At 64.7% G+C, this 20,065-nt stretch carries 18 protein-coding genes; 4 read left to right on the forward strand and 14 right to left on the reverse strand.

Features of this window, described 5'->3' with window-relative positions:
• The first annotated feature begins 21 nt into the window (after positions 1-21).
• Positions 22-849 (forward strand): MOSC domain-containing protein, encoded by an 828-nt coding sequence (locus tag H292_RS0120310; RefSeq protein ID WP_026348057.1) that lies wholly within the window; start codon positions 22-24, stop codon positions 847-849.
• Here H292_RS0120310 and H292_RS0120315 read toward each other — a convergent pair.
• From H292_RS0120315 to aspA, 3 genes are read right to left on the reverse strand one after another with little or no spacing between them, the layout of a single operon-like run.
• A complete protein-coding gene (locus H292_RS0120315) occupies positions 821-1,687 on the reverse strand; it encodes an asparaginase (protein WP_019666602.1) in 867 nt (288 codons plus the stop codon). The genes H292_RS0120310 and H292_RS0120315 overlap by 29 nt on opposite strands.
• A gap of 4 nt (positions 1,688-1,691) precedes the next feature.
• Positions 1,692-3,110, reverse strand: a complete 1,419-nt coding sequence (locus H292_RS0120320; RefSeq protein WP_020112573.1) for an amino acid permease — start codon at positions 3,108-3,110, stop codon at positions 1,692-1,694.
• Positions 3,111-3,116: 6 nt separating this feature from the next.
• Positions 3,117-4,556 carry an aspartate ammonia-lyase gene (gene aspA, locus H292_RS0120325; protein WP_020112574.1) on the reverse strand — a complete coding sequence of 480 codons (1,440 nt, stop codon included), beginning with the start codon at positions 4,554-4,556 and terminating at the stop codon, positions 3,117-3,119.
• Between the two features lie 121 nt (positions 4,557-4,677).
• Here aspA and H292_RS0120330 point away from each other — a divergent pair, with 121 nt between their 5' ends.
• Complete coding sequence (locus H292_RS0120330; RefSeq protein ID WP_020112575.1) at positions 4,678-5,373, forward strand: FadR/GntR family transcriptional regulator; 696 nt, start codon at positions 4,678-4,680, stop codon at positions 5,371-5,373.
• Here the strand turns inward: H292_RS0120330 and H292_RS0120335 are convergent.
• From H292_RS0120335 to groL, 3 genes are all read right to left on the reverse strand, one after another.
• Positions 5,370-6,062: a hypothetical protein gene (locus H292_RS0120335; RefSeq protein WP_231383880.1), complete on the reverse strand. Its 693-nt coding sequence runs from the start codon at positions 6,060-6,062 to the stop codon at positions 5,370-5,372. The genes H292_RS0120330 and H292_RS0120335 overlap by 4 nt on opposite strands.
• Positions 6,063-6,171: 109 nt before the next feature.
• Positions 6,172-7,125, reverse strand: a complete 954-nt coding sequence (gene ligD, locus H292_RS0120340; protein ID WP_020112577.1) for a non-homologous end-joining DNA ligase — start codon at positions 7,123-7,125, stop codon at positions 6,172-6,174.
• A gap of 174 nt (positions 7,126-7,299) precedes the next feature.
• A complete protein-coding gene (groL, locus tag H292_RS0120345; RefSeq protein ID WP_026348058.1) occupies positions 7,300-8,925 on the reverse strand; it encodes a chaperonin GroEL in 1,626 nt (541 codons plus the stop codon).
• Positions 8,926-9,357: 432 nt separating this feature from the next.
• On the opposite strand from groL, the gene H292_RS0120350 reads away from it, so the two are divergent.
• Positions 9,358-10,845, forward strand: a complete 1,488-nt coding sequence (locus H292_RS0120350; RefSeq protein ID WP_019666610.1) for an amino acid permease — start codon at positions 9,358-9,360, stop codon at positions 10,843-10,845.
• Between the two features lie 12 nt (positions 10,846-10,857).
• On the opposite strand, the gene H292_RS0120355 is transcribed toward H292_RS0120350, so the two are convergent.
• Positions 10,858-11,754, reverse strand: coding sequence for a serine/threonine-protein kinase (locus H292_RS0120355; protein ID WP_019666611.1), 897 nt, complete (start codon positions 11,752-11,754; stop codon positions 10,858-10,860).
• Positions 11,751-12,626 carry a DMT family transporter gene (locus H292_RS0120360; RefSeq protein ID WP_033188683.1) on the reverse strand — a complete coding sequence of 292 codons (876 nt, stop codon included), beginning with the start codon at positions 12,624-12,626 and terminating at the stop codon, positions 11,751-11,753. The genes H292_RS0120355 and H292_RS0120360 overlap by 4 nt, the downstream gene beginning before the upstream one ends.
• A gap of 210 nt (positions 12,627-12,836) precedes the next feature.
• On the opposite strand from H292_RS0120360, the gene H292_RS0120365 reads away from it, so the two are divergent.
• Positions 12,837-14,705, forward strand: coding sequence for a BCCT family transporter (locus tag H292_RS0120365; RefSeq protein WP_020112579.1), 1,869 nt, complete (start codon positions 12,837-12,839; stop codon positions 14,703-14,705).
• A 97-nt stretch (positions 14,706-14,802) separates the two neighbouring features.
• Here the strand turns inward: H292_RS0120365 and H292_RS0120370 are convergent, their stop codons facing one another.
• The 6 genes from H292_RS0120370 to H292_RS0120395 are packed head-to-tail and all read right to left on the reverse strand — an operon-like array spanning position 14,803 to position 19,999.
• Positions 14,803-15,396 (reverse strand): DJ-1/PfpI family protein, encoded by a 594-nt coding sequence (locus H292_RS0120370; protein WP_019666614.1) that lies wholly within the window; start codon positions 15,394-15,396, stop codon positions 14,803-14,805.
• A gap of 33 nt (positions 15,397-15,429) precedes the next feature.
• The gene (locus tag H292_RS0120375; RefSeq protein WP_019666615.1) at positions 15,430-16,104 is read right to left on the reverse strand and encodes a GOLPH3/VPS74 family protein; all 675 of its coding nucleotides are present in this window, start codon (positions 16,102-16,104) and stop codon (positions 15,430-15,432) included.
• Entirely contained in the window at positions 16,101-16,520 is a 420-nt protein-coding gene (locus H292_RS0120380; RefSeq protein ID WP_019666616.1) for a DUF1801 domain-containing protein, read from the reverse strand. Before H292_RS0120380 ends, H292_RS0120375 begins: the two co-directional genes overlap by 4 nt.
• A 1-nt stretch (position 16,521) precedes the next feature.
• Entirely contained in the window at positions 16,522-16,872 is a 351-nt protein-coding gene (locus H292_RS0120385; RefSeq protein ID WP_019666617.1) for a UBP-type zinc finger domain-containing protein, read from the reverse strand.
• Positions 16,869-18,347 carry an ATP-binding protein gene (locus H292_RS0120390; protein ID WP_019666618.1) on the reverse strand — a complete coding sequence of 493 codons (1,479 nt, stop codon included), beginning with the start codon at positions 18,345-18,347 and terminating at the stop codon, positions 16,869-16,871. Before H292_RS0120390 ends, H292_RS0120385 begins: the two co-directional genes overlap by 4 nt.
• Positions 18,344-19,999, reverse strand: a complete 1,656-nt coding sequence (locus H292_RS0120395; protein WP_020112580.1) for an FAD-dependent oxidoreductase — start codon at positions 19,997-19,999, stop codon at positions 18,344-18,346. Before H292_RS0120395 ends, H292_RS0120390 begins: the two co-directional genes overlap by 4 nt.
• Positions 20,000-20,065 lie beyond the last annotated feature (66 nt).

Below are 20,065 nucleotides of genomic sequence, written 5' to 3' on the forward strand. Positions count from 1 at the left end.
GCCCCCAGTATCCTCGCCGGTGTGAGTGCCACAGGTCGGAGTGCCACAGTGTCCGAATTGGTCTGCTACCCGGTCAAGGGTTGTGCCGGGCAGTCACTCGACACCGCACGAATGACGGTTCGCGGGATCGACCACGATCGAGAATTCATGATCGTCGACGACGACTTCTCGTTCCGCAGCCAACGCAGCGACCCCGTCCTCGCCGTGGTGACGCCGTCGATCGACGGTGACCAACTGACGCTCACGCACGAAGAATTCGGGTCGGTCACCTGCACGATCGATCGACGGTCACAGCCGATCGACGTCACCATGTTCCGTGCGCCGTTCCTCGGCATCGATCAGGGCGACGACGTCGCGTCGTGGTTGAGCGACGTCGTCGGCGAGGCGTCGCGGCTGGTTGCCGTCCCCTCCGACTTTCACCGCGTCACCGACGGAATCACCCCAGGGACAGCGGCATTCGCGGACAGCTCCGCCGTTCACATCCTCTCGGAGTCCACCCTGGACGGATTGAACACCCGGATGGACGCGCCGCTTCCGATGAATCGATTCCGGCCGAACATCGTCGTCACCGGCTGGGACGACCCCCACACCGAAGATCTTGTCCGCGACATCTCGATCGGAGAGACAGAGCTCGCCTACACCAAACTCGCGATTCGCTGCCCCGTCACCACCGTCGACCAGGCGCGCGGAGTGCGAGACGGACGCGAACCACTGAAAACCCTCGGCACGTACCGCAAGGCACGGCAGAAGGGCGTTGCCTTCGGCGCGAAATTCAGCGTGGTCGACGGCGGCACACTGTCCGTCGGAGACACCGTGAACGTCACGACCTGGGGCGAGTCGGAGCTGTAGCGATCTGTACCGCGAGCACCACCCGCGCCTGGCCTGCGCGTAGCAACGGCGAGAACACGGCCCCGGCGTCCACGAGATCCGCTCCGCCGCCGCCACCGCCGTACGTGGGCTCGATGGTCCCGACGGGCACGCGAGTGGTGACGACGACCGGTACACCCGCGCTCTTCACCGCCGCCACGACGGACGGATTGGTGTTCCCGGACCCGGTGGCCTCGAGCACGATGCCCTGAGCGCCCGCGGAGACGAAGGCGTCGATGGCCACCGCGTCGGCGCCGGGGTACAACGCCACGATGTCCACGCGGACACCGGAGATCGGAGTCCGAGGCACGACATCTCGCGGCTCACCGGAGCTGACGAATGCGTCGAGTTCCGTTGTGTGCCACTTGGACAGTCCCCGCGCAGGCAGCGTCCGTCCACCGAACACGACGAGTACACCGCGGCCACGGTTCGCCTCGTCGAGAACGGCGTCGACGGCCGCGGCGACGTTGCCCGGACCGTCCGCATCCGCGTGGTCGGACGTGCGCTGTGCACCGGTGAACACCACGGGCCTCGGGTCACCGTGGAACAGATCCACCAACAGCGAGGACTCTTCCATCGTGTCCGTGCCGTGCAGCACCACCACACCCAGGCAGGCCGGGTCGTCGAGCTCGTCGAACACGGCGTCGACGATGCGGTCCAGGTCCGCGAAGTCGAACGCCGAGCTGTCCTTGGACATCAGGGTGCGGACCCGTACTTCGCCCGGCAGGTCGAAACCCACGGAGCCGGGCCTCGAGATGCCGTCCTCGTCGCGGCTGCTCCCGATGGTTCCGCCTGTTGTCAGCAGGGCAATGTGAGACAAGCCGTCATCCCTCTCGTTCTTCGGCCACTGCGGCAATCCGATTGCGGCACAGGAACCATCCGCCGACGAGCAACGGTGCGATGATCAGGATCGACGCGATGGTCCAGGTACCGACCGGCTTGTCGAACGCCATCAGAATCAACACGGCGAGGAGGAAGACCAACGTCGCGATACCGGTGTAGGGAGCGCCGAACATCCGGAACTTCGGCCGGGCGAGGTCTCCCGAGCGAGAGCGCGACCACAGCTTCAGTTGACACAGAATGATCACCGCCCATGCGCTGATGATACCGAGGGCCGCGAAGTTCAACACGATCTCGAACGCCTGTGCCGGTACTGCAGCGTTGAGTCCGACGCCGGCGAGCGCCACCAACGCTGTCAAAGCGATCCCGCCGTAGGGAACTCCGGCCTTGTTCATCCGAGCCGCGAACTTCGGTGCGGATCCGGCGACGGCCATCGAGTGGAGGATGCGGCCCGTCGAATACAGCCCGGCGTTCAGCGAGGACAGTGCTGCGGTGAGCACCACGAGGTTCATGATGGCGTCGGCGCCCTGCACGTCGATCGCGCCGAAGAACGTGACGAACGGACTTTCCCCTGCGTGATATGCGCTGTACGGCAACAGAAGCGACAGCAGTAGCACCGAACCCACGTAGAACACCAGGATCCTGACGATCACCGTGTTGATCGCCTTGGGTATGACCTTCTCCGGGTTCGCGGTCTCTCCCGCCGCGGTGCCGACGAGCTCGATCGACGCATACGCGAACACGACGCCCTGCACCACGACGATCGCGGGCAGCAGCCCGTTGGGGATCAGTCCGCCGTTGTCGGTGATGACCGACAAGCCGGGAGCCTGACCGTCGATGGGAGTTCCGAAGATGACGTAGTACACGCCGACGACCAGGAAGGTGACCAAGGCGAGAACCTTGATGAGCGCGAACCAGAACTCGAGCTCTCCGAAGACCTTGACCGACACCAGATTCAGACCGAGTACGAGAACCAGGCCGATCAGCGCGAAGACCCACTGGTCCACATCTCCGAGTGGCGCCCAGTACTTCTTGAAGAAATTCATGTACAGCGCAACCGCTGTCACGTCGACCACGGCCGTCATGGCCCAGTTCATCCAGTACAGCCAGCCGGCCGCGAACGCCATCTTCTCCCCGAAGAATTCGCGTGCGTAGGACACGAAGCTTCCCGACGACGGTCGGTGCATCACCAGTTCGCCGAGCGCGCGGAGGATCAGGAAAGCGAAGAACCCGCAGAGAGCGTAGACGAGCACCAGGGCCGGACCGGAGTCGTGCAACCGTCCGCCTGCGCCCATGAAGAGTCCGGTTCCGATCGCACCTCCGATGGCGATCATCTGAATCTGTCTCGGTACCAGAGCTTTACGGTATCCGAGGTCTTCCGAATGTCGAGTGTCGACTGTCATGTGCGGCTACCTTGTCGAAGTTTCGGGGGCATCGGCGTGCGGTGCAGGCGCGACGCGGAGATTGGCGAGATGTTGCGGGCTGAGCAGACGATCCAGTTCTTCACGGGCCAGTAGCTTCTTCTCGAGCACGAGGTCGACGACATTGCGGCCACTGACCAACGCCTCCTGGGCGATCGTCGTGGACTCGGCGTAGCCGAGGTACGGGCTCAGTGCGGTGACGAGGCCGATGGAGTTCTCCACACGCTCACGGAGCAGATCGGCGTTGGCGGTGATGCCGTCCACGCATCGGGTCGCGACGGTACGGCAGGCTGCGCCGAGATGGGCCATGCCTTCGGACAGCGACTTCACGATGATCGGTTCGAAGGCGTTGAGCTGCAGTTGCCCTGCCTCGGCGGCCATGGTGATGGTGACGTCGTGGCCGATCACCTCGTAGGCCACTTGGTTGAGCACCTCGGGAATCACCGGGTTGACCTTGCCCGGCATGATCGACGAACCCGCCTGCATCGGAGGCAGATTGATCTCGTTCAGGCCGGCCCGAGGACCCGAGGACAGCAGCCGCAGGTCGTTGCAGATCTTGGACAGCTTCACCGCGATCCGCTTGAGCACACCCGACAGGTGCACGAACTGACCCACGTCCTGCGTCGCCTCGATCAGATCGGTCGCCGTGACCAGCGGAAGTCCTGTCTTGGTGCGCAGATGCTCGCACGCAGCCGCGGTGTATCCGTCGGGCGCGTTGAGACCGGTACCGATGGCCGTTGCACCGAGATTGATCTCGTGCACCAGCAGCGCGGCTTCCTCCAGCCGCGAGCAGTCCTCGTCGATCATGATCGCGTACGTTCCGAACTCCTGCCCGAGAGTCATCGGCACCGCGTCCTGCAACTGCGTACGTCCCATCTTCACGACGGTGGCGAACTCGGATGCCTTGCGGCGGAACGCGTCGCGCAGGAATTTCATGGACTCGATCAGCTCGTGCGCCGCGTAGATCGTCGCGATGTTCACGGCCGTCGGGTACACGTCGTTGGTGGACTGACTTGCGTTGACGTGCTCGTTGGGGTGCAGGTGGCTGTAGTCACCGTGCGCATGACCGAGGATCTCGAGCGCACGGTTGGCGATCACCTCGTTGGCGTTCATGTTGGTCGAGGTGCCCGCGCCGCCCTGAACGACATCCACGACGAACTCGTCGTGCCACTGCCCGCCCAGAATCTCGTCGCATGCCCGACGGATCGCGTCGCTTCGGGTGGCGTCGAGAATCCCCAGATCCTCGTTGGCGGAGGCCGCGGCCCATTTCACGGCGGCCAGGCCGCGGATCAGATGAGCGTTGGTACCGATCGAACGGCCCGTGATGGGGAAGTTCTCCAGGGCGCGCAGGGTGTGTATGCCCCAGTACGCCTCCGCGGGTATCTCGCGTTCACCGAGAAGGTCCTTCTCGATTCGAGTCTCCACCACGTCCTGCTCCTTCTGATGTCCGGCTGTCCGGCTGTCTGACAGGTTAGAGTGTGAACCAAGACACGTCCGCCCGTCAACCGTCACCTTGACTCGCCCGCCGCAGGAAGAGGACTATTCAGACATGAACCTGTCGGACAGCTGGGCGGTCAGTCAGCCGACCGCAACGAGACTGAGCGCGGCAGAAGCAGTCTTCGCCGACATCCGCGACGCGATCGTCGCCGGCCACATCGCCATCGGCGAACGACTTCCCGCCGAGAGCGCACTGGCCACCCGATACGCCGTCAGCCGATCCGTGATCCGCGAGGCACTTCGATCGTGCAATGCACTCGGACTCACCGAAACCAAAACGGGCCGAGGCACTTTCGTCACCCGAGATCGCGTCACCGGCGATCTCGACATCGGCAACTACGACGCCCGCGAACTGATGGAAGCCCGCCCCCACGTCGAAATCCCGTCGGCCGGCTGGGCAGCCGAGCGCCGAACCGACGAAGACCTGGCCGTCCTCGAAGGGCTCACCGACGAAATGCGAAGCGAGGACGACCACCACGCCTGGGTACTGCTCGACGGCCAATTCCACACCGCCATCGCCCGAGCCAGCAAGAACCGCGTGTTCGAAGCGATCATCGTCGACATCCGCGGCGCGCTCACCCGCCAATCGGAGACGCTCAACCTCGTCGCCCGACGCCAGCAGAAGTCCAACACCGAACACGACCTCATCGTCGAGGGCATTCGGTCCGGCAGCTACGAGAAGGCCGCCGAGGCCATGGCCGCGCACCTCGACGCCGTCCGGGGCGCCGTGGAATCGCTACGCCGTTAGCTCCAGCTCTCGTTCCAGTCACGCGCGAACATGAACGCGCCTTCGGTTCCCCAGCAGGTGACGCCGAACATCTCGTCGGATTCGCACACCACGCCGACCGCGGACAACACCTGACCGTATTCGAGCACTCGAGGTTCGTCGGCCGTGTAGATCCCTTGCGTCGTGCAGATGTGTTGCGCCCCAACGTCGTTGACCCGCACTGCGTACTTGTCGTTCTCGGCATTGGTGCATGTGCGGCCTTCGAACGGCGCGACACTCGTCTTGGCCTGACAACCGACCTGGCCTGCGGGTGATCCCCCGGCCCAGATCCCGCACTGAATATTTCCCGACGGGGTGGTGAAGTTGTACCGGCCGAGATCGGTCGCGAACAGTGCCGGGTCGACATTGCCGGAATCCAGGCTCGGTCGGGGCTGATTCCACGGGAACAGATCCGACGCTTCCTCCGGGGCAGGCGCCGTGGGAACGATGACGATCTCCTGCTCGGGCTGCGCAGGTCCGGACGGCGGCTGATCGGACGTCGGCTGGTCGGACGTCGGCTGTTCCGACGTCGGCTGTTCCGACGTCGACTGGGGCGCTACGCTCGTCGTTTCCGACGCTGCAGCGCCATCCGGCTCCTCGCTACTGCAGCCGCTCACGGCCAGAACAGCAGCCACAGCGGCAACGACGACGGCAGACCGTGCGGCGATCATGAACACTCCTCGTCCCAAGACAACCGGGCGCCGTCTCGTCTACCCGTCCTATCGGTCTGCTTTACGAAGCCATTAACCGATCACGGATAACGATGACGACTCGAATCGGTTACTCCTCGGGTTCCGTCAGCCCTTCCCGCTCGTCCCGCTCCGCCCATTCCAGCAACGGATCGAGCGAGAACACCGCCTCGTCGATGCCGTCGTGCAGGTCGCCGAGTTTCGCGAACCTGTCCGGCACAGTGAAGATCGTGAAGTCACGCGGATCGACGTCCGGAACCTCGTTCCAGGAAATCGGCGTCGACACCGTCGCTTGCTGATTGCCTCGCACCGAGTAGGCGCTGGCAATGGTGTGGTCCCGCGCGTTCTGGTTGTAGTCGACGAACAGCTTCGTCGGATCGCGGTCCTTGCGCCACCACACCGTCGTCACGTCGTCGGGGGCGCGGCGTTCCACCTCACGGGCGAACGCGAGCGCAGCGCGTCGAACATCCTTGAATCCGTACTCCGGCGCAATCCGCACGTAGATGTGAAGCCCATGTCCGCCAGATGTTTTCGGCCAGCCCGTCGCACCCAGGTCTTCGAGGACCTCGGCGGCGACGCCGGCGACTCGGCGAACCCGATCGAACGGGCAGTCCGGCATGGGATCGAGATCGATGCGCCACTCGTCGGGCATCTCCACGTCCGCGCGCCTGGAGTTCCAGGGGTGGAACTCCACCGTCGACATCTGCACAGCCCACACGACGTGCGCCAACTCGGTGACGCACAGTTCGTCGGCGGTTCGGTTGTAGCGCGGGAACGTCACGCGCACGGTCTCGAGCCAGTCCGGGGCGCCGTTCGGCACACGCTTCTGGTGAACCTTGTCCCCCGCCAGACCCTTCGGGAACCGATGCATCATGCACGGCCGCTCCCGTAGAGCACGGACGATGCCATCGCCGACGCCGAGGTAGTAGTTCACCAGATCGAGCTTGGTGGCCCCGCTCTCGGGGAAATACACCCGGTCGGGGTTGGAGACACGCACGATGCGCTCCCCCACCTCGAGTTCGATCGCCTCCGACGCTGCTGCCATTCCACGAGCCTAGACATCCAGGGCCGGACTGCACACAAACCGCCGCCCGACGCCACATCCGGCCCTGCGAACCCGATTTGTGTGCATCCAGGGCACACGTACACCCGGGCCACCGCGAGCACGAAAAAGCCCGACCCCACCGAAGTGGAGTCGGGCCTGTTCGAGAGAGACGGACTAGAAGTCCATGCCGCCCATGCCACCGGTCGGGTCGCCTGCGGGCGCTCCGGCCTTCTCGGGCTTGTCGGCGACGACGGCCTCGGTCGTCAGGAACAGAGCCGCGATGGACGCTGCGTTCTGCAGTGCCGAGCGGGTGACCTTGACCGGGTCGTTGATGCCTGCAGCGAGCAGGTCCTCGTACTCGTTGGTCGAGGCGTTGAGGCCGTGACCGGACGGGAGGTTGCGGACCTTCTCTGCGACGACGCCGGGCTCGAGGCCTGCGTTGAACGCGATCTGCTTGAGCGGTGCTTCGAGGGCGACGCGGACGATGTTCACGCCGGTTGCCTCGTCGCCGTCGAGCTTCAGGTTGTCGAGTGCGGGCGAAGCCTGCAGCAGCGCGACGCCACCACCGGCGACGATGCCCTCTTCGACGGCAGCCTTGGCGTTACGCACTGCATCTTCGATGCGGTGCTTGCGCTCCTTGAGCTCGACCTCGGTCGCTGCTCCGGCCTTGATGACTGCAACGCCACCGGCCAGCTTGGCCAGGCGCTCCTGCAGCTTCTCGCGGTCGTAGTCGGAATCGGAGTTCTCGATCTCGGCGCGGATCTGGCTGACGCGTCCGGCGATGGCGTCGGAGTCGCCCGAGCCCTCGACGATGGTGGTCTCGTCCTTGGTGATGACGACCTTGCGTGCCTGACCGAGGAGCTCGAGGCCTGCGGTCTCCAGCGAGAGGCCGACCTCTTCGCTGATGACCTCGCCGCCCGTGAGGATGGCGATGTCGGCGAGCTGAGCCTTGCGGCGGTCACCGAAGCCGGGAGCCTTGACGGCAACGGACTTGAAGGTGCCACGGATCTTGTTCACGACGAGGGTGGAGAGAGCTTCGCCCTCGACGTCCTCGGCGATGATGACGAGCGGCTTGCCCGACTGGATGACCTTCTCGAGCAGCGGCAGCAGGTCCTTGACCGTGGAGATCTTGGAGCTGACGAGCAGGATGTACGCGTCTTCGAGGACGGCTTCCTGGCGCTCTGCATCGGTGGCGAAGTACGCCGAGATGTAGCCCTTGTCGAAGCGCATGCCCTCGGTGAGCTCGAGCTGCAGGCCGAAGGTGTTGGACTCCTCGACCGTGATGACGCCTTCCTTGCCGACCTTGTCCATGGCCTCGGCGATGAGCTCGCCGATGGACGGGTCGCCTGCGGAGATACCAGCGGTAGCAGCGATCTGCTCCTTGGTGTCGATCTCCTTGGCGGAAGCGAGCAGCGACTCGGTGACGGCTGCGACAGCCTTCTCGATGCCGCGCTTCAGGCCGAGCGGGTTCGCGCCGGCCGCGACGTTGCGCAGGCCTTCACGAACGAGTGCCTGAGCGAGAACGGTAGCGGTGGTGGTGCCGTCGCCTGCGACGTCGTCGGTCTTCTTGGCGACCTCTTTGACGAGCTCGGCGCCGATCTTCTCGTAGGGATCCTCGAGCTCGATCTCCTTGGCGATGGAGACGCCGTCGTTGGTGATCGTGGGGGCGCCCCACTTCTTCTCGAGCACGACGTTGCGACCCTTGGGGCCCAACGTCACCTTTACTGCGTCGGCGAGGGCGTTGAGGCCTCGCTCGAGGCCACGGCGTGCCTCTTCGTCGAACGCGATGATCTTGGCCATTGCGAAGTGATCCTCCGGATTGGGGGTGACACGCAGAGCGACCGTGTTCAGTCGCTCTTCTGCACTTGCTCGGCCGAGTTCGGTGCCCGCGACGGACGACCAGGGGTGTCGATGATTCCCAGCCTCACCGTCCCGACCTGGCACTCACAAGGCGCGAGTGCCAACTGCATTTCTAGCACTCGACCATGGCGAGTGCAAGGTCGTCACCGAAGTGTTCGCCTACGGCGCAGAAGACCGGCCGAGTCCGACGCCGGGGCGAAGCTCGAGCAGATGCTCACCCTTTCACGCACTGTTTACATGCAGGCGCGTTGTTTACATTGCACGCCTTTCGGCTCGATGCGATCCGGAAATAACGTTCGGAGACAGCAACATTCGCCACTAGCTCATTTCGGACAAAACACCCATACACGCATCGACAGCAAGGATCGTCACATGTCCGATTCGGTCGACACGAAGTACGACAACTCCGCCATGGACCACGAGGAGGAGGGCTACCACAAGGGTCTCAAACCTCGCCAGCTCCAGATGATCGCCATCGGTGGCGCCATCGGCACCGGGCTGTTCCTCGGCGCGGGTGGACGACTCGCCAGCGCAGGCCCCGGCCTGTTCCTCGCCTACGCCCTGTGCGGCATCTTCGTCTTCTTCATCCTCCGCGCCCTCGGCGAACTGGTGCTGCACCGCCCGTCGTCGGGATCGTTCGTCTCGTACGCCCGTGAGTTCTTCGGCGAGAAAGCCGCATTCGTCGCAGGCTGGATGTACTTCCTCAACTGGGCCATGACGGCCATCGTCGACGTGACGGCCATCGCCACCTACATGCACTACTGGGGATCGTTCGAGGTGATCCCGCAGTGGGTCATCGCACTGATCGCGCTCGTGCTGGTCATGAGCCTCAACCTGGTCTCGGTGAAGTGGTTCGGCGAGATGGAGTTCTGGGCCGCGATGATCAAGGTCGTCGCACTCGTGACGTTCCTGATCGTCGGCATCGTCTTCCTCGCCGGACGCATCCCCGTCGGCAGCGAGATGCCCGGCATCAGCCTCATCACCGACAACGGCGGGCTGTTCCCGTCGGGCGCGTGGCCGCTGGTCATCGTCATCTCCGGCGTCGTGTTCGCGTACGCCGCCGTCGAGCTGGTCGGCACCGCCGCCGGTGAGACCGAGAACCCGGCGAAGATCATGCCGCGCGCGATCAACTCGGTGATCGCGCGTATCGCGCTGTTCTACGTCGGCTCGCTCGTCCTGCTGGCGCTATTGCTCCCCTACACGGCATACGCAGCAGGAACATCGCCTTTCGTGACGTTCTTCTCGAGCATCGGTCTCGGCGGCGCGGGCACGATCATGAACATCGTCGTGCTCACTGCTGCTCTGTCCTCACTGAATGCCGGCCTCTACTCGACGGGTCGCATCCTGCGCTCGATGGCCATGAACGGCAGCGCTCCCGAGTTCACCAAGAAGATGACCAAGGGCGGCGTTCCGTTCGGCGGCATTCTGCTCACCTGCTTCATCACGCTGTTCGGCGTCGCACTCAACGCCATCGCCCCGGGTGAGGCCTTCGAGATCGTGCTGAACATGTCCGCCCTCGGCATCATCGCGAGCTGGGCGACGATCGTGCTGTGCCAGATCCAGCTCTACCGCTGGTCCAAGAAGGGCATCCTCGAACGTCCGAAATTCCGTCTGTTCGGCGCCCCGTACACGAGCTACGCGACGCTGGTGTTCCTCTTCGGGGTGCTGGTTCTGATGGCCTTCGACGCCCCGATCGGGTCCTGGACGATCGCCACCCTCGTCGTCATCATCCCGGCACTGATCGGCGGATGGTTCCTGGTGCGGACGAAGGTCCTCGCCGTCGCCGAGGAACGTCTCGGCTACACCGGGCAGTACCCCGTCGTCGCCAACAGACCACTCGACGACGATCCGGACAACTGACGGGCCGGACAATCAGAACCTCCGACGCCACCCGGCCCCGAAGGGCGACTTTCGAGGCGGGGGCTCCGGAGCGGGAGCAGCAAGGGCGTCGGCGACGGCGTTGCTGAGTTCCGTGCACGTCGCGAATCGATCTTCCGGCTTCTTGGCCAGCGCGGTCGCGACGACGCCGTCGAGACCCTTCCGTAGGTCTCGTCGGCGCGCGGTCACCGACGGAGGCGACGCGTTCAGCTGAGCGTCCGTGATCGCGAGCGGCGTCGCGAGGGGATACGGGGGCTTGCCGGTGAGCAATTCCACGAGCGTTGCGCCCAACGCGTAGACATCGGTTCGAGCGGACAGACGCTCACCGCGAAGCAGTTCCGGTGCGGCGTACTGAATGGACGCGAAGACCGACCCTCCTCGCGCCACCGGTCCGGCGTCGAGGAATCGCGCGATCCCCCAGTCCGACACCATCACCTGCTCGAAACCGCCACGCGGTTCGGTACTGATCAGGATGTTCGACGGTTTCACGTCGCGGTGCAGTACGCCCTGAGTGTGGGCGTAGTCCAGACCTTTCGCCACTTCGCTGACGATGCGGGCAGCTCGGTCGACGTCGAGGGCGATCTGGCCGCGTGCGACGAGCCGCGCTGCGCTGTATCCCTCGACGTAGTGCATCGTCATCCACAGTCGACCGCCGAACTCACCGTGGGCGTGCACGGACACGATGTTCGGATGGTGCAGCCGCGCCGCGATCTTCGCCTCCATGACGAATTTCGCCCGGAGCTGCTCGTCTCCCGAGGCGTCCTCGTCGAGAATCTTGAGTGTCTCGCGCCCTTCGACGAGGTAGACCTCACTCATCCCACCCACCCCGAGCAGCCGCTCGACCGTGTACCCGGCGAACGTCCGTCCCGGCGACAGGCGGCCGGTGGTCATGGCGAGATCGGCACCGACGGCTCGTCTCGCGCCGATGACCGGGCGAGTGCAACAGTGGCCGCGACCATCGCGACGAGAGCGACCACGAGGACCACACTGCCGCCTCTTCCGGTGGCGAGGTACTCGCCGAGGACCACGAACCCGAGAGCCGACGCCACCACCGGTTCCATCACCGTGGTGGCGGGAAGCGAGGCCTGCAGAGCGCCGGCTTGAAATGCGGACTGCTGCAGGGTGATCGCCGCGACCGCCACGGCTATCAGCGCGTACAACTCGACGGAGGTCAACAGAGGAACGACTCCGCGGCTCACGAGGTGGACCACGCCCTTGGTCAGCACGGCGGCGACGCCGAACAATGCACCCCCGGAGATGCCGAGCAGCAATGCTTTTCGAGGACCGCTCGCCTTACGTGACGCAAGGACGCACAGCGCGACGAACGGTAGTCCGATCAGGCAGACGACGATCCAGTGCCGAGCCTCGGCCCTCTCCACTCCGGGCTTCGGGTCCCCGACCACGACGAGGATCGCCACCGAGGCGGTCAGTGCTGCGGCCCACATCCACTCGGTGGCGGAGATCGTCCGATGTGCAAACCGTGCGCCGAGCGGAAGCGCGAACAGCAACGACAGCACCAGCAGAGGCTGGACCAGGAGCAGCGATCCCATCCCGAGCGCGGCCGCCTGGAGCGCGTAGCCGAGGATTCCGACGACGGTCCCCACCCACCAGATCGGCTGCTTGACCAGCGACCCGATGGGCCCCAGTGCACCGTTGGACTCCACCGGGACCTGCGCTGCCGTGCGCTGCCGAACCACTGTCCCGACTGCGATGCACAGCGCTGCACCGAGTGCGAGGACCACCACCGTCGTTGTTTGCGGCACGACGAAACATTAACGGCAGATCGCCACGTCAGCGAGTTCTCGGTCGAACGCCGAATTCGCTCGAGTCGAACAGGTCGGTTATCGTGTTTACCGGCACTTGACCAATAGAACGCATAAGTAAGAGAAACGACATGTGGTCGGCCCGGTCTCGACTGCATCGGTAGCCGCCCATGATTCGGATACGAAAATCGTGAGGACGGAAGACTCGACGTGAATCTGGACAAGAAGCCCAACGCGGTGAAGGAAGCGTGGGACGGGCTTCGAAAGCCCGTCTTCATCCCCGCCTCCATCGTCATCTTCGTGATGATCGCCTTCGCCGTGATCTACTCCAGCACTGCTGCCGACGCGTTCTCGACGCTGAATTCGGCGATCACCGACGGCGTCGGCTGGTGGTACATACTCGCGACGACAGGATTCGTCGTCTTCGCCGTGTACTGCGGTGTCAGCCGCGTCGGAAACATCCGACTCGGACGCGACGACGAGAAGCCCGAGTTCGGGGTGCTGTCCTGGTTCGCGATGCTGTTCAGCGCGGGCATGGGCATCGGCCTCGTCTTCTACGGTGTCGCCGAGCCCCTGTCGCACTACGTCGTTCCACCGGAGGCCGGTGGAGTCGCCGGGTCGACGGACGCCGCAGCGAATCAGGCCATGGAACTGACACTGTTCCACTGGGGCCTGCACGCGTGGGCGATCTACGTGGTCGTCGGCCTCGGCCTGGCGTACATGACCTACCGCAAGGGCCGGCCGTTGTCGGTGCGTTGGCTGCTCGAGCCGTTGCTGGGGCGTAAGCGGATCGAAGGCGGTATCGGCCATGCCATCGATGCGGTCGCGATCATCGGAACACTGTTCGGCGTCGCGACGTCCCTCGGCTTCGGCGTTCAGCAGATCTCGGCCGGCCTCGAGTACCTGGGCTGGGTCGACACCAGCAACTGGGTCACCGTCCTGCTCATCGCAGGCATCACCGGCATCGCCACGTACTCGGTGGTCTCCGGCGTCAAGCGTGGCCTGAAGTGGCTGTCCAACATCAACATGGCACTCGCCGCCGGGTTGGCCGTCTTCGTGCTGATCGCAGGCCCGACGCTGTTTCTCATGCAGTCCTGGGTGCAGAACCTCGGCGGGTACATCCAGGCCATGCCGGAGCTGATGCTGCGCACCTCCCCCTTCTCCGACGACGGCTGGGCCGGCGCGTGGACCATCTTCTACTGGGGTTGGTGGATGAGCTGGGCGCCCTTCGTCGGCATGTTCATCGCGCGCATCTCGCGTGGACGCACCATCCGTGAGTTCGTCTTCGGTGTTCTGCTGGCCCCGACGATCATCGGTTCGCTGTGGTTCACCATCTTCGGCGACGCAGGCATTCTTCGTCAGCGCGAGCAGGGCGATCTCCTCGTCGACGGCGCGGTGAACACCAACACCTCGCTCTTCCAGTTGCTCGACGGCTTGCCTCTGGCCACGATCAGCAGCTTGCTCGCGATCTTCGTCATCGTGTTCTTCTTCGTCACGTCCTCGGACTCGGGATCGCTCGTCATCGACATCCTGTCCACCGGAGGCGATCTGGAACCGCCGAAGATCACGCGCGTCTACTGGTCGATCCTCGAAGGCACCGCGGCGACGATTCTGCTTCTCGTCGGCGGCGCCGGGTCACTGACCGCACTGCAGACGATGTCCATCGCGACGGCCGTTCCGTTCTCGATAATCCTCGTGCTGGCGTGCGTGTCCATGTTGAAGGCGTTCCGATACGACGTCGCGACGACCCCGCGGTACGTCCGGGTCACCGCGACACCCACTGCAGACGGCGACAGCTCCGGTACGAACTCGGACACACAGAATCGTCGTCGGGGAGCCGGTATCTCGTCGACGTTCTCGGGCCTCGGACCGTCGCAGATCGGTTTGGCCACGCCGACCGACGGCGCAGTCGTCCTCGCCGTGCACGAAGTGTCGACGGAATCGCTCGAGGTCGATCCCGACACCGGCGCAGTGGAGTACTCGGCGGACAGCGGTCCCGTCGACCCGCTCGGAGGCGAAGTGTTCGACACTCCCGAATTCGCCGATTCCCACGAGGGACAGACGCAGTCGAATTCCTGAGCGAGAAGTAGAAAAAGGGGCCCGGTTCGACCGGGCCCCTTTTTCGTGTCGTCCTCGGCTCACTTTTGCACTGCCTGTCGCAGCACTGGTCCTGCGTTTACTGACCGTCTGACCATTCGTACTGCATCTGCCGAGCGGTGCTCGTTGCGACGTCCGGACTCACCAGTCGCGAGACCAGGTGCAGCGCCAGGTCCAGTCCTGCACTGATGCCCGCGGACGTCGCGATGTCGCCGTGATCGAGATACCGGACACCCTCGCGGACATCGAGACTCGGCCACCGCCGCCGGAGGTCGTCGACGTCTTCCCAGTGCGTCGTCACCGGACGTGCATCCAGCACCCCGGCGTCGGCCAGCAGAAACGCACCGGTGCACACCGACGCGGTCACTTCCGTTGTGCCGAACTGCGTGTGGATCCACGCCGCAGCGGCCGCAGGTACCTCGTCGACGACACCACCGGGCACGAGCACCACGTCGTAACGCCTGGTGTCGTCGATCGTGGTGTCCACCGCGATGCGCATGCCACCGCGGGCATGCACCGGACCGTCGTCGACTCCGACGAGCACCACGTCGAACGCGCGCACTCCCCCGTCGCGCGTGGTGATTCGGTTCGCCACCGAGAAGACTTCGAACGGCCCGCATGCGTCGAGCACCTCGACGTCGTCGAACATCAGAATGGCGAGAGATCGCGTCATCGCACGATCATCGCAGGACCTGCTGCCCAGTGCTCAGCTACCGGACGCAGCGATGGCGGGGACGACGATCGCCACCGCCAGCGCGGCGTTCACATCCTGCACTGCCTTCCGGACGGCCTCGCCCGCCCAGTCGCCCTCGGCGATGTCCTTCGCTCGACGTTTCGCCGCTCGCTTGTCGGCGGCAGGCAACACCTTGTGGACCGCGTCGATCGCGGACAACATCGACACGACAGCCGATATCTCCGGCAACGGCGTCGTACCGTCGACGATCGCGCTGTGAATCCACTGGATCAGCCATGCTGTGCGTGTGGTGTCACGGGCAGGCCAGGACGTCGTCGGGAACAGGCCGAGGATTCTGTCCTCGTGCTGTGTGACCGCACCTCGATGCGCCAGGCGGAGACCGATCTCCTGTTTCAGGTTCTTGTGGAGCTTCTCGATGACTTTCTGCGGTTTCGGCGGGTTGTTCTCGGTTCCGATGAACGCGTGGACCCGCGCGAGAAGCGGATCCTGCGGGGGCGGCCCCGACACCACGAGCCTGCCGTCCTTGACCGCTTCACCCTTCGCGGTGATGCGTACGGCGCCGTTCATGGCCAGCTCGAGCACCAACGCACCCGCCAGCACACGCGGGAATTTCGTACTGTCGACGATCGGCTTACCCGTCACGTCGTCGACCAGAACCAGAAACAGATCCTCCGCGATCAGAGTCATGTGCCGAGCGTACCCACCACGTACGGATACGACAGCTCGATCATCTTCTCCAACACCGCCGAGTCGACGTCGGCGAGCTTGTTGACGTACAGGCATCCGGCCCCGGGCTTGTGTTTGCCCAGTTCGTTCAGCAGTGCCTGGGATTCGGGAGCGTACGTCAACCCGTACAGCACGAGAGAGGTCCTACGGGGCGAGAAGCCGACCGCGAGTGCGTCGCCTTCCCGGCCACTGTCGTATCGGTAGTGGTACCGGCCGTAACCCACCATCGACGGACCCCACATGACGGCAGGTTCCCCGGTGACACGTGTGAACAGCCGGTGCAACGCCAACCCGTCGGCGCGGCGCACCGGATGCTCGACGCTCTCGAGCCACGCGACCACGTCCGTCGCCGTCGGCCCGGTCTTGCTCTCGCTCATGTCAGTTGAGGTAGTTCTGCCACCCCGACGGCACGCGGTCCGCGGGCCCCGGCGTCGACTGATCGAGCGGATGATGCTGCGGCGGAGCAAGTTCCGGCCCGTCGTACATCTGCTCGTCGGCGTAGCTGTAGTACCAGCTCTCCCCCGGTTCGAAGCTTCTGATGAACTGATGGCCGGTGCTTTCGGCGTGCTTGCTCGCATGCTGCGACGGAGACGAATCGCAACACCCGACGTGCCCGCACTGCGCGCACCGACGAAGGTGGAACCACCAACCGTCGCTGGTCGAACATTCGAGACACCCCGGTCCCGACGGCTCGGCGGTGACATCGATTCCAGGAATCGGCTCGGTCATGACTCCCCCTCTGTCGCTTCGGTTGTGGGCTCTGCTTCGGTTGCCGGCTCGATGGGAAGCCTGACGACGAAACGCGTGTTTCCCGGCTCGGATTCGACACGTAGGTCGCCGTGATGCTTCTTGACGACGATGCGCCACGAGATGTCGAGGCCGAGGCCGGTTCCCTCACCGACCGGTTTGGTGGTGAAGAAGGGCTCGAAGATTCGTGAACGGATGTTCTCCGGCACTCCGGGCCCGGTGTCGCCGATCTCGACCAATACGTGGTCGTGATCGAGTCTCGTTGCCACGGTCAGTGTTCCGGCCCCGTTCATCGCCTGCACGGCGTTGTCGACGAGGTTGGTCCACACCTGATTCAGTTCCGCCGCGTAGGCGGGAATCGGAGGCACTGCCGGGTCGTAGTCCTTGACCACCGAAATGTCGTCGCCGATCTTCCGTGCGAGCATCACCAGAGTGCTGTCGAGCAGTTCACGTAAGTCGATCGTCTGGTACGGCGCTCGATCCATCTGCGAATACTGTTTGGCCGCACCGACGAGCGTCGACACCCGGGTCGTCGAATCGGCGATCTCGTTCATCAGCAATTCGGTCTCGACGGTGTAGTTGAGCCAGCGGATCGCACCTTCGAGCGTCTTGGACTCGTCGACGGTGGCCGCGACCTTGTCCAGCCACGCGATGTCGAGGCCCGCCTGCACGAACGTCGGAGCCAGATCCCACCCACCCGCGATGCCGTGATCGTCGAACCAGTCCCCCAGTTCGTCCTCCGCATCCGACGCCTCGAGCGGCGACAGCTTGGGGGCCTTCGCGACCAGCTCGACGGCTTCCTCCTGCAATCCGACGAGGGAAGTCAGCGACGCCGGGTCGAGCGAACCGTTCGCGATCATCTTCAGCTTCTGGCGCATGTGGGCGACCCGATCGCGCAGCGCATCCGTCGCCCGTACCGCTGCCGCGGCCGGATTGTTCAGCTCGTGCGTCAGGCCGGCGGACAACGACCCGAGCGCCAGCAGTCGCTCACGCTGGTCGACGATCTGCTTGGTGTTGAGCGCACCGACGAACAAGCCCTCGAGCAGATGCAGCGCCATCGGAAACCATTCCTCGACGATCTCCGCGAAACACGCCGCGTCGAGCACGAAGAACCGCGATGTCTCGGTCACACGCATCGAACTCGGGTACGTCTGCGGCACCCGATCACGCAGATACGCCTGCCACGCACCGGCGTACACCCCGCGCTGAGACGTCCGGCTGATCACCATCTCCTCGCCGCTGGAGTTCTTCGTCAGCACCAACGAACCGTCCATCAGCACGTAGAAGCACGTGGCAGGTTCACCCTCGCTGAACACGGGCCCTGGCTCGATGATCTCGATGTGCCCCTCGTGGCACAGCTTCTCCACCTGCTCGTCCGACAACTTCTCGAACAGGAACAGCGTCTTCAGCTCCTCCGGACTACACCGCAGCGATCCGGGGTCGCTCTGCACGCTCACGGGTTCGCCAGGTATCTGTGCACCAGCATCACGGCCATCGCTCCCTCTCCCACAGCCGACGCGACGCGTTTCGCCGAGTCGGATCGCACGTCACCGGCCGCGAACACGCCGGGGACACTGGTCTCGAGATGGTGCGGCAACCTGTCGCGATCCCATCCCGTCGGTCCCTTGCCGTCGACCACCAGATCTGGTCCCGTGACGACGAAGCCGTGCTCGTCGCGCACCACGACACCGTCGAGCCACTCCGTCCGAGGTGCCGCACCGATGAACAGGAACAGGTACTGCCCGGGAACCGTCTCGTCGGTGTCCGTCACACGGTTGTGCAGGGTGATGGCCTCCAGGTGATCGTCGCCGCCGACGCCCACGACCTCGGTGCACGTCCGTACCGTGATTCGCGGATGATCCTCGATCTGCTTGATCAGGTAGTACGACATCGATGCTTCGAGCGACTGCCCACGGATCAGAATTGTCACCGACTTCGCTCCGCGGGCCAGGTACACCGCTGCCTGACCGGCCGAGTTGGCGCCGCCGACGATGTAGACGTCCTGCTCCGCGCAGCGCGCGGCCTCCGTCATCGCCGATCCGTAGAACACTCCGCGGCCGGTGAACTTCTCGATGCCGGGCGTCGCCAACTGCCGGTACGCCACCCCCGTCGACAGGATCACGGTCTGAGCGTCGATGCTCCGACCGTCCGCGAACCGAATCGTCCGGGCCGAACCGTTGGCCTCGAGCCCGACGACGTCCTGCGTCGTCACCACCTCGGCGCCGAACTTCAACGCTTGCCGACGCGCACGCTCGGCCAACTGAGCACCGGACACGCCGTCGGGAAATCCCAGGTAGTTCTCGATACGGGAACTCTGTCCTGCCTGCCCACCCGTCGCGGTGCGCTCGATGAGCGTCGTGCGCAGTCCTTCCGACGCGCCGTACAGCGCCGCACCCAGACCTGCCGGTCCACCACCGATGACGACCAGGTCGTAGAACTCACCGGACGGTGTCGTCGTGAGGCCGAGATGATTGCCGAGTTCCGAGTCGGACGGCGCACACAGTGCTGTGCCGTCCGCAGTCACGATCACCGGGCACACGGTGTCGTCGACACCGGCCGACGTCAGCAGCCGCACCCCTTCGGGGTCGTCGGCCATGTACCAGCGATACGGCAGCTGATTGCGAGCCAGGAATTCCCGAACCTCCGACGACCTCGCGGACCAGCGGTGGCCGATCACCTTGGTTTCCTCCACCGGCCGGTGATCGCTGGACGCCCAAGCCTCGAGCTGAGCGTCGAGCACCGGGTAGAGCTTCTCCTCCGGCGGATCCCACGGCTTGAGGAGGTAATAATCGAGGTCGATGACGTTGATGGCATCGATGGCCGCGTCGGTGTCGGCGTACGCGGTCAGCAGGACCCGGCGAGCCGCCGGATACAGGTCCATCGCCTGCTCGAGAAATTCCATGCCGTTCATCTGCGGCATCCGGTAATCGGCCAGCAGGATCGCGACCGGCTGGCCGCGCAGTTTCAGTTCTTTCAACGCATCGAGCGCCTGACCACCGGACTCGGCCCTGATGATGCGGTAGTTCTCGCCGTAGTGGCGACGAAGATCGCGTGCGACGGATCTGGATACACCCGGATCGTCGTCGACGCTGAGAATTGCAGGCTTCATGACCCTCCCGGTCGGGCAGCTACTTGAAGACAAGTATGCCGCGCCGGACGTCACCGCGCCTTGGTG

The organism is Rhodococcus sp. 114MFTsu3.1, assembly GCF_000383555.1.
Lineage (GTDB): Bacteria > Actinomycetota > Actinomycetes > Mycobacteriales > Mycobacteriaceae > Rhodococcoides > Rhodococcoides fascians_E.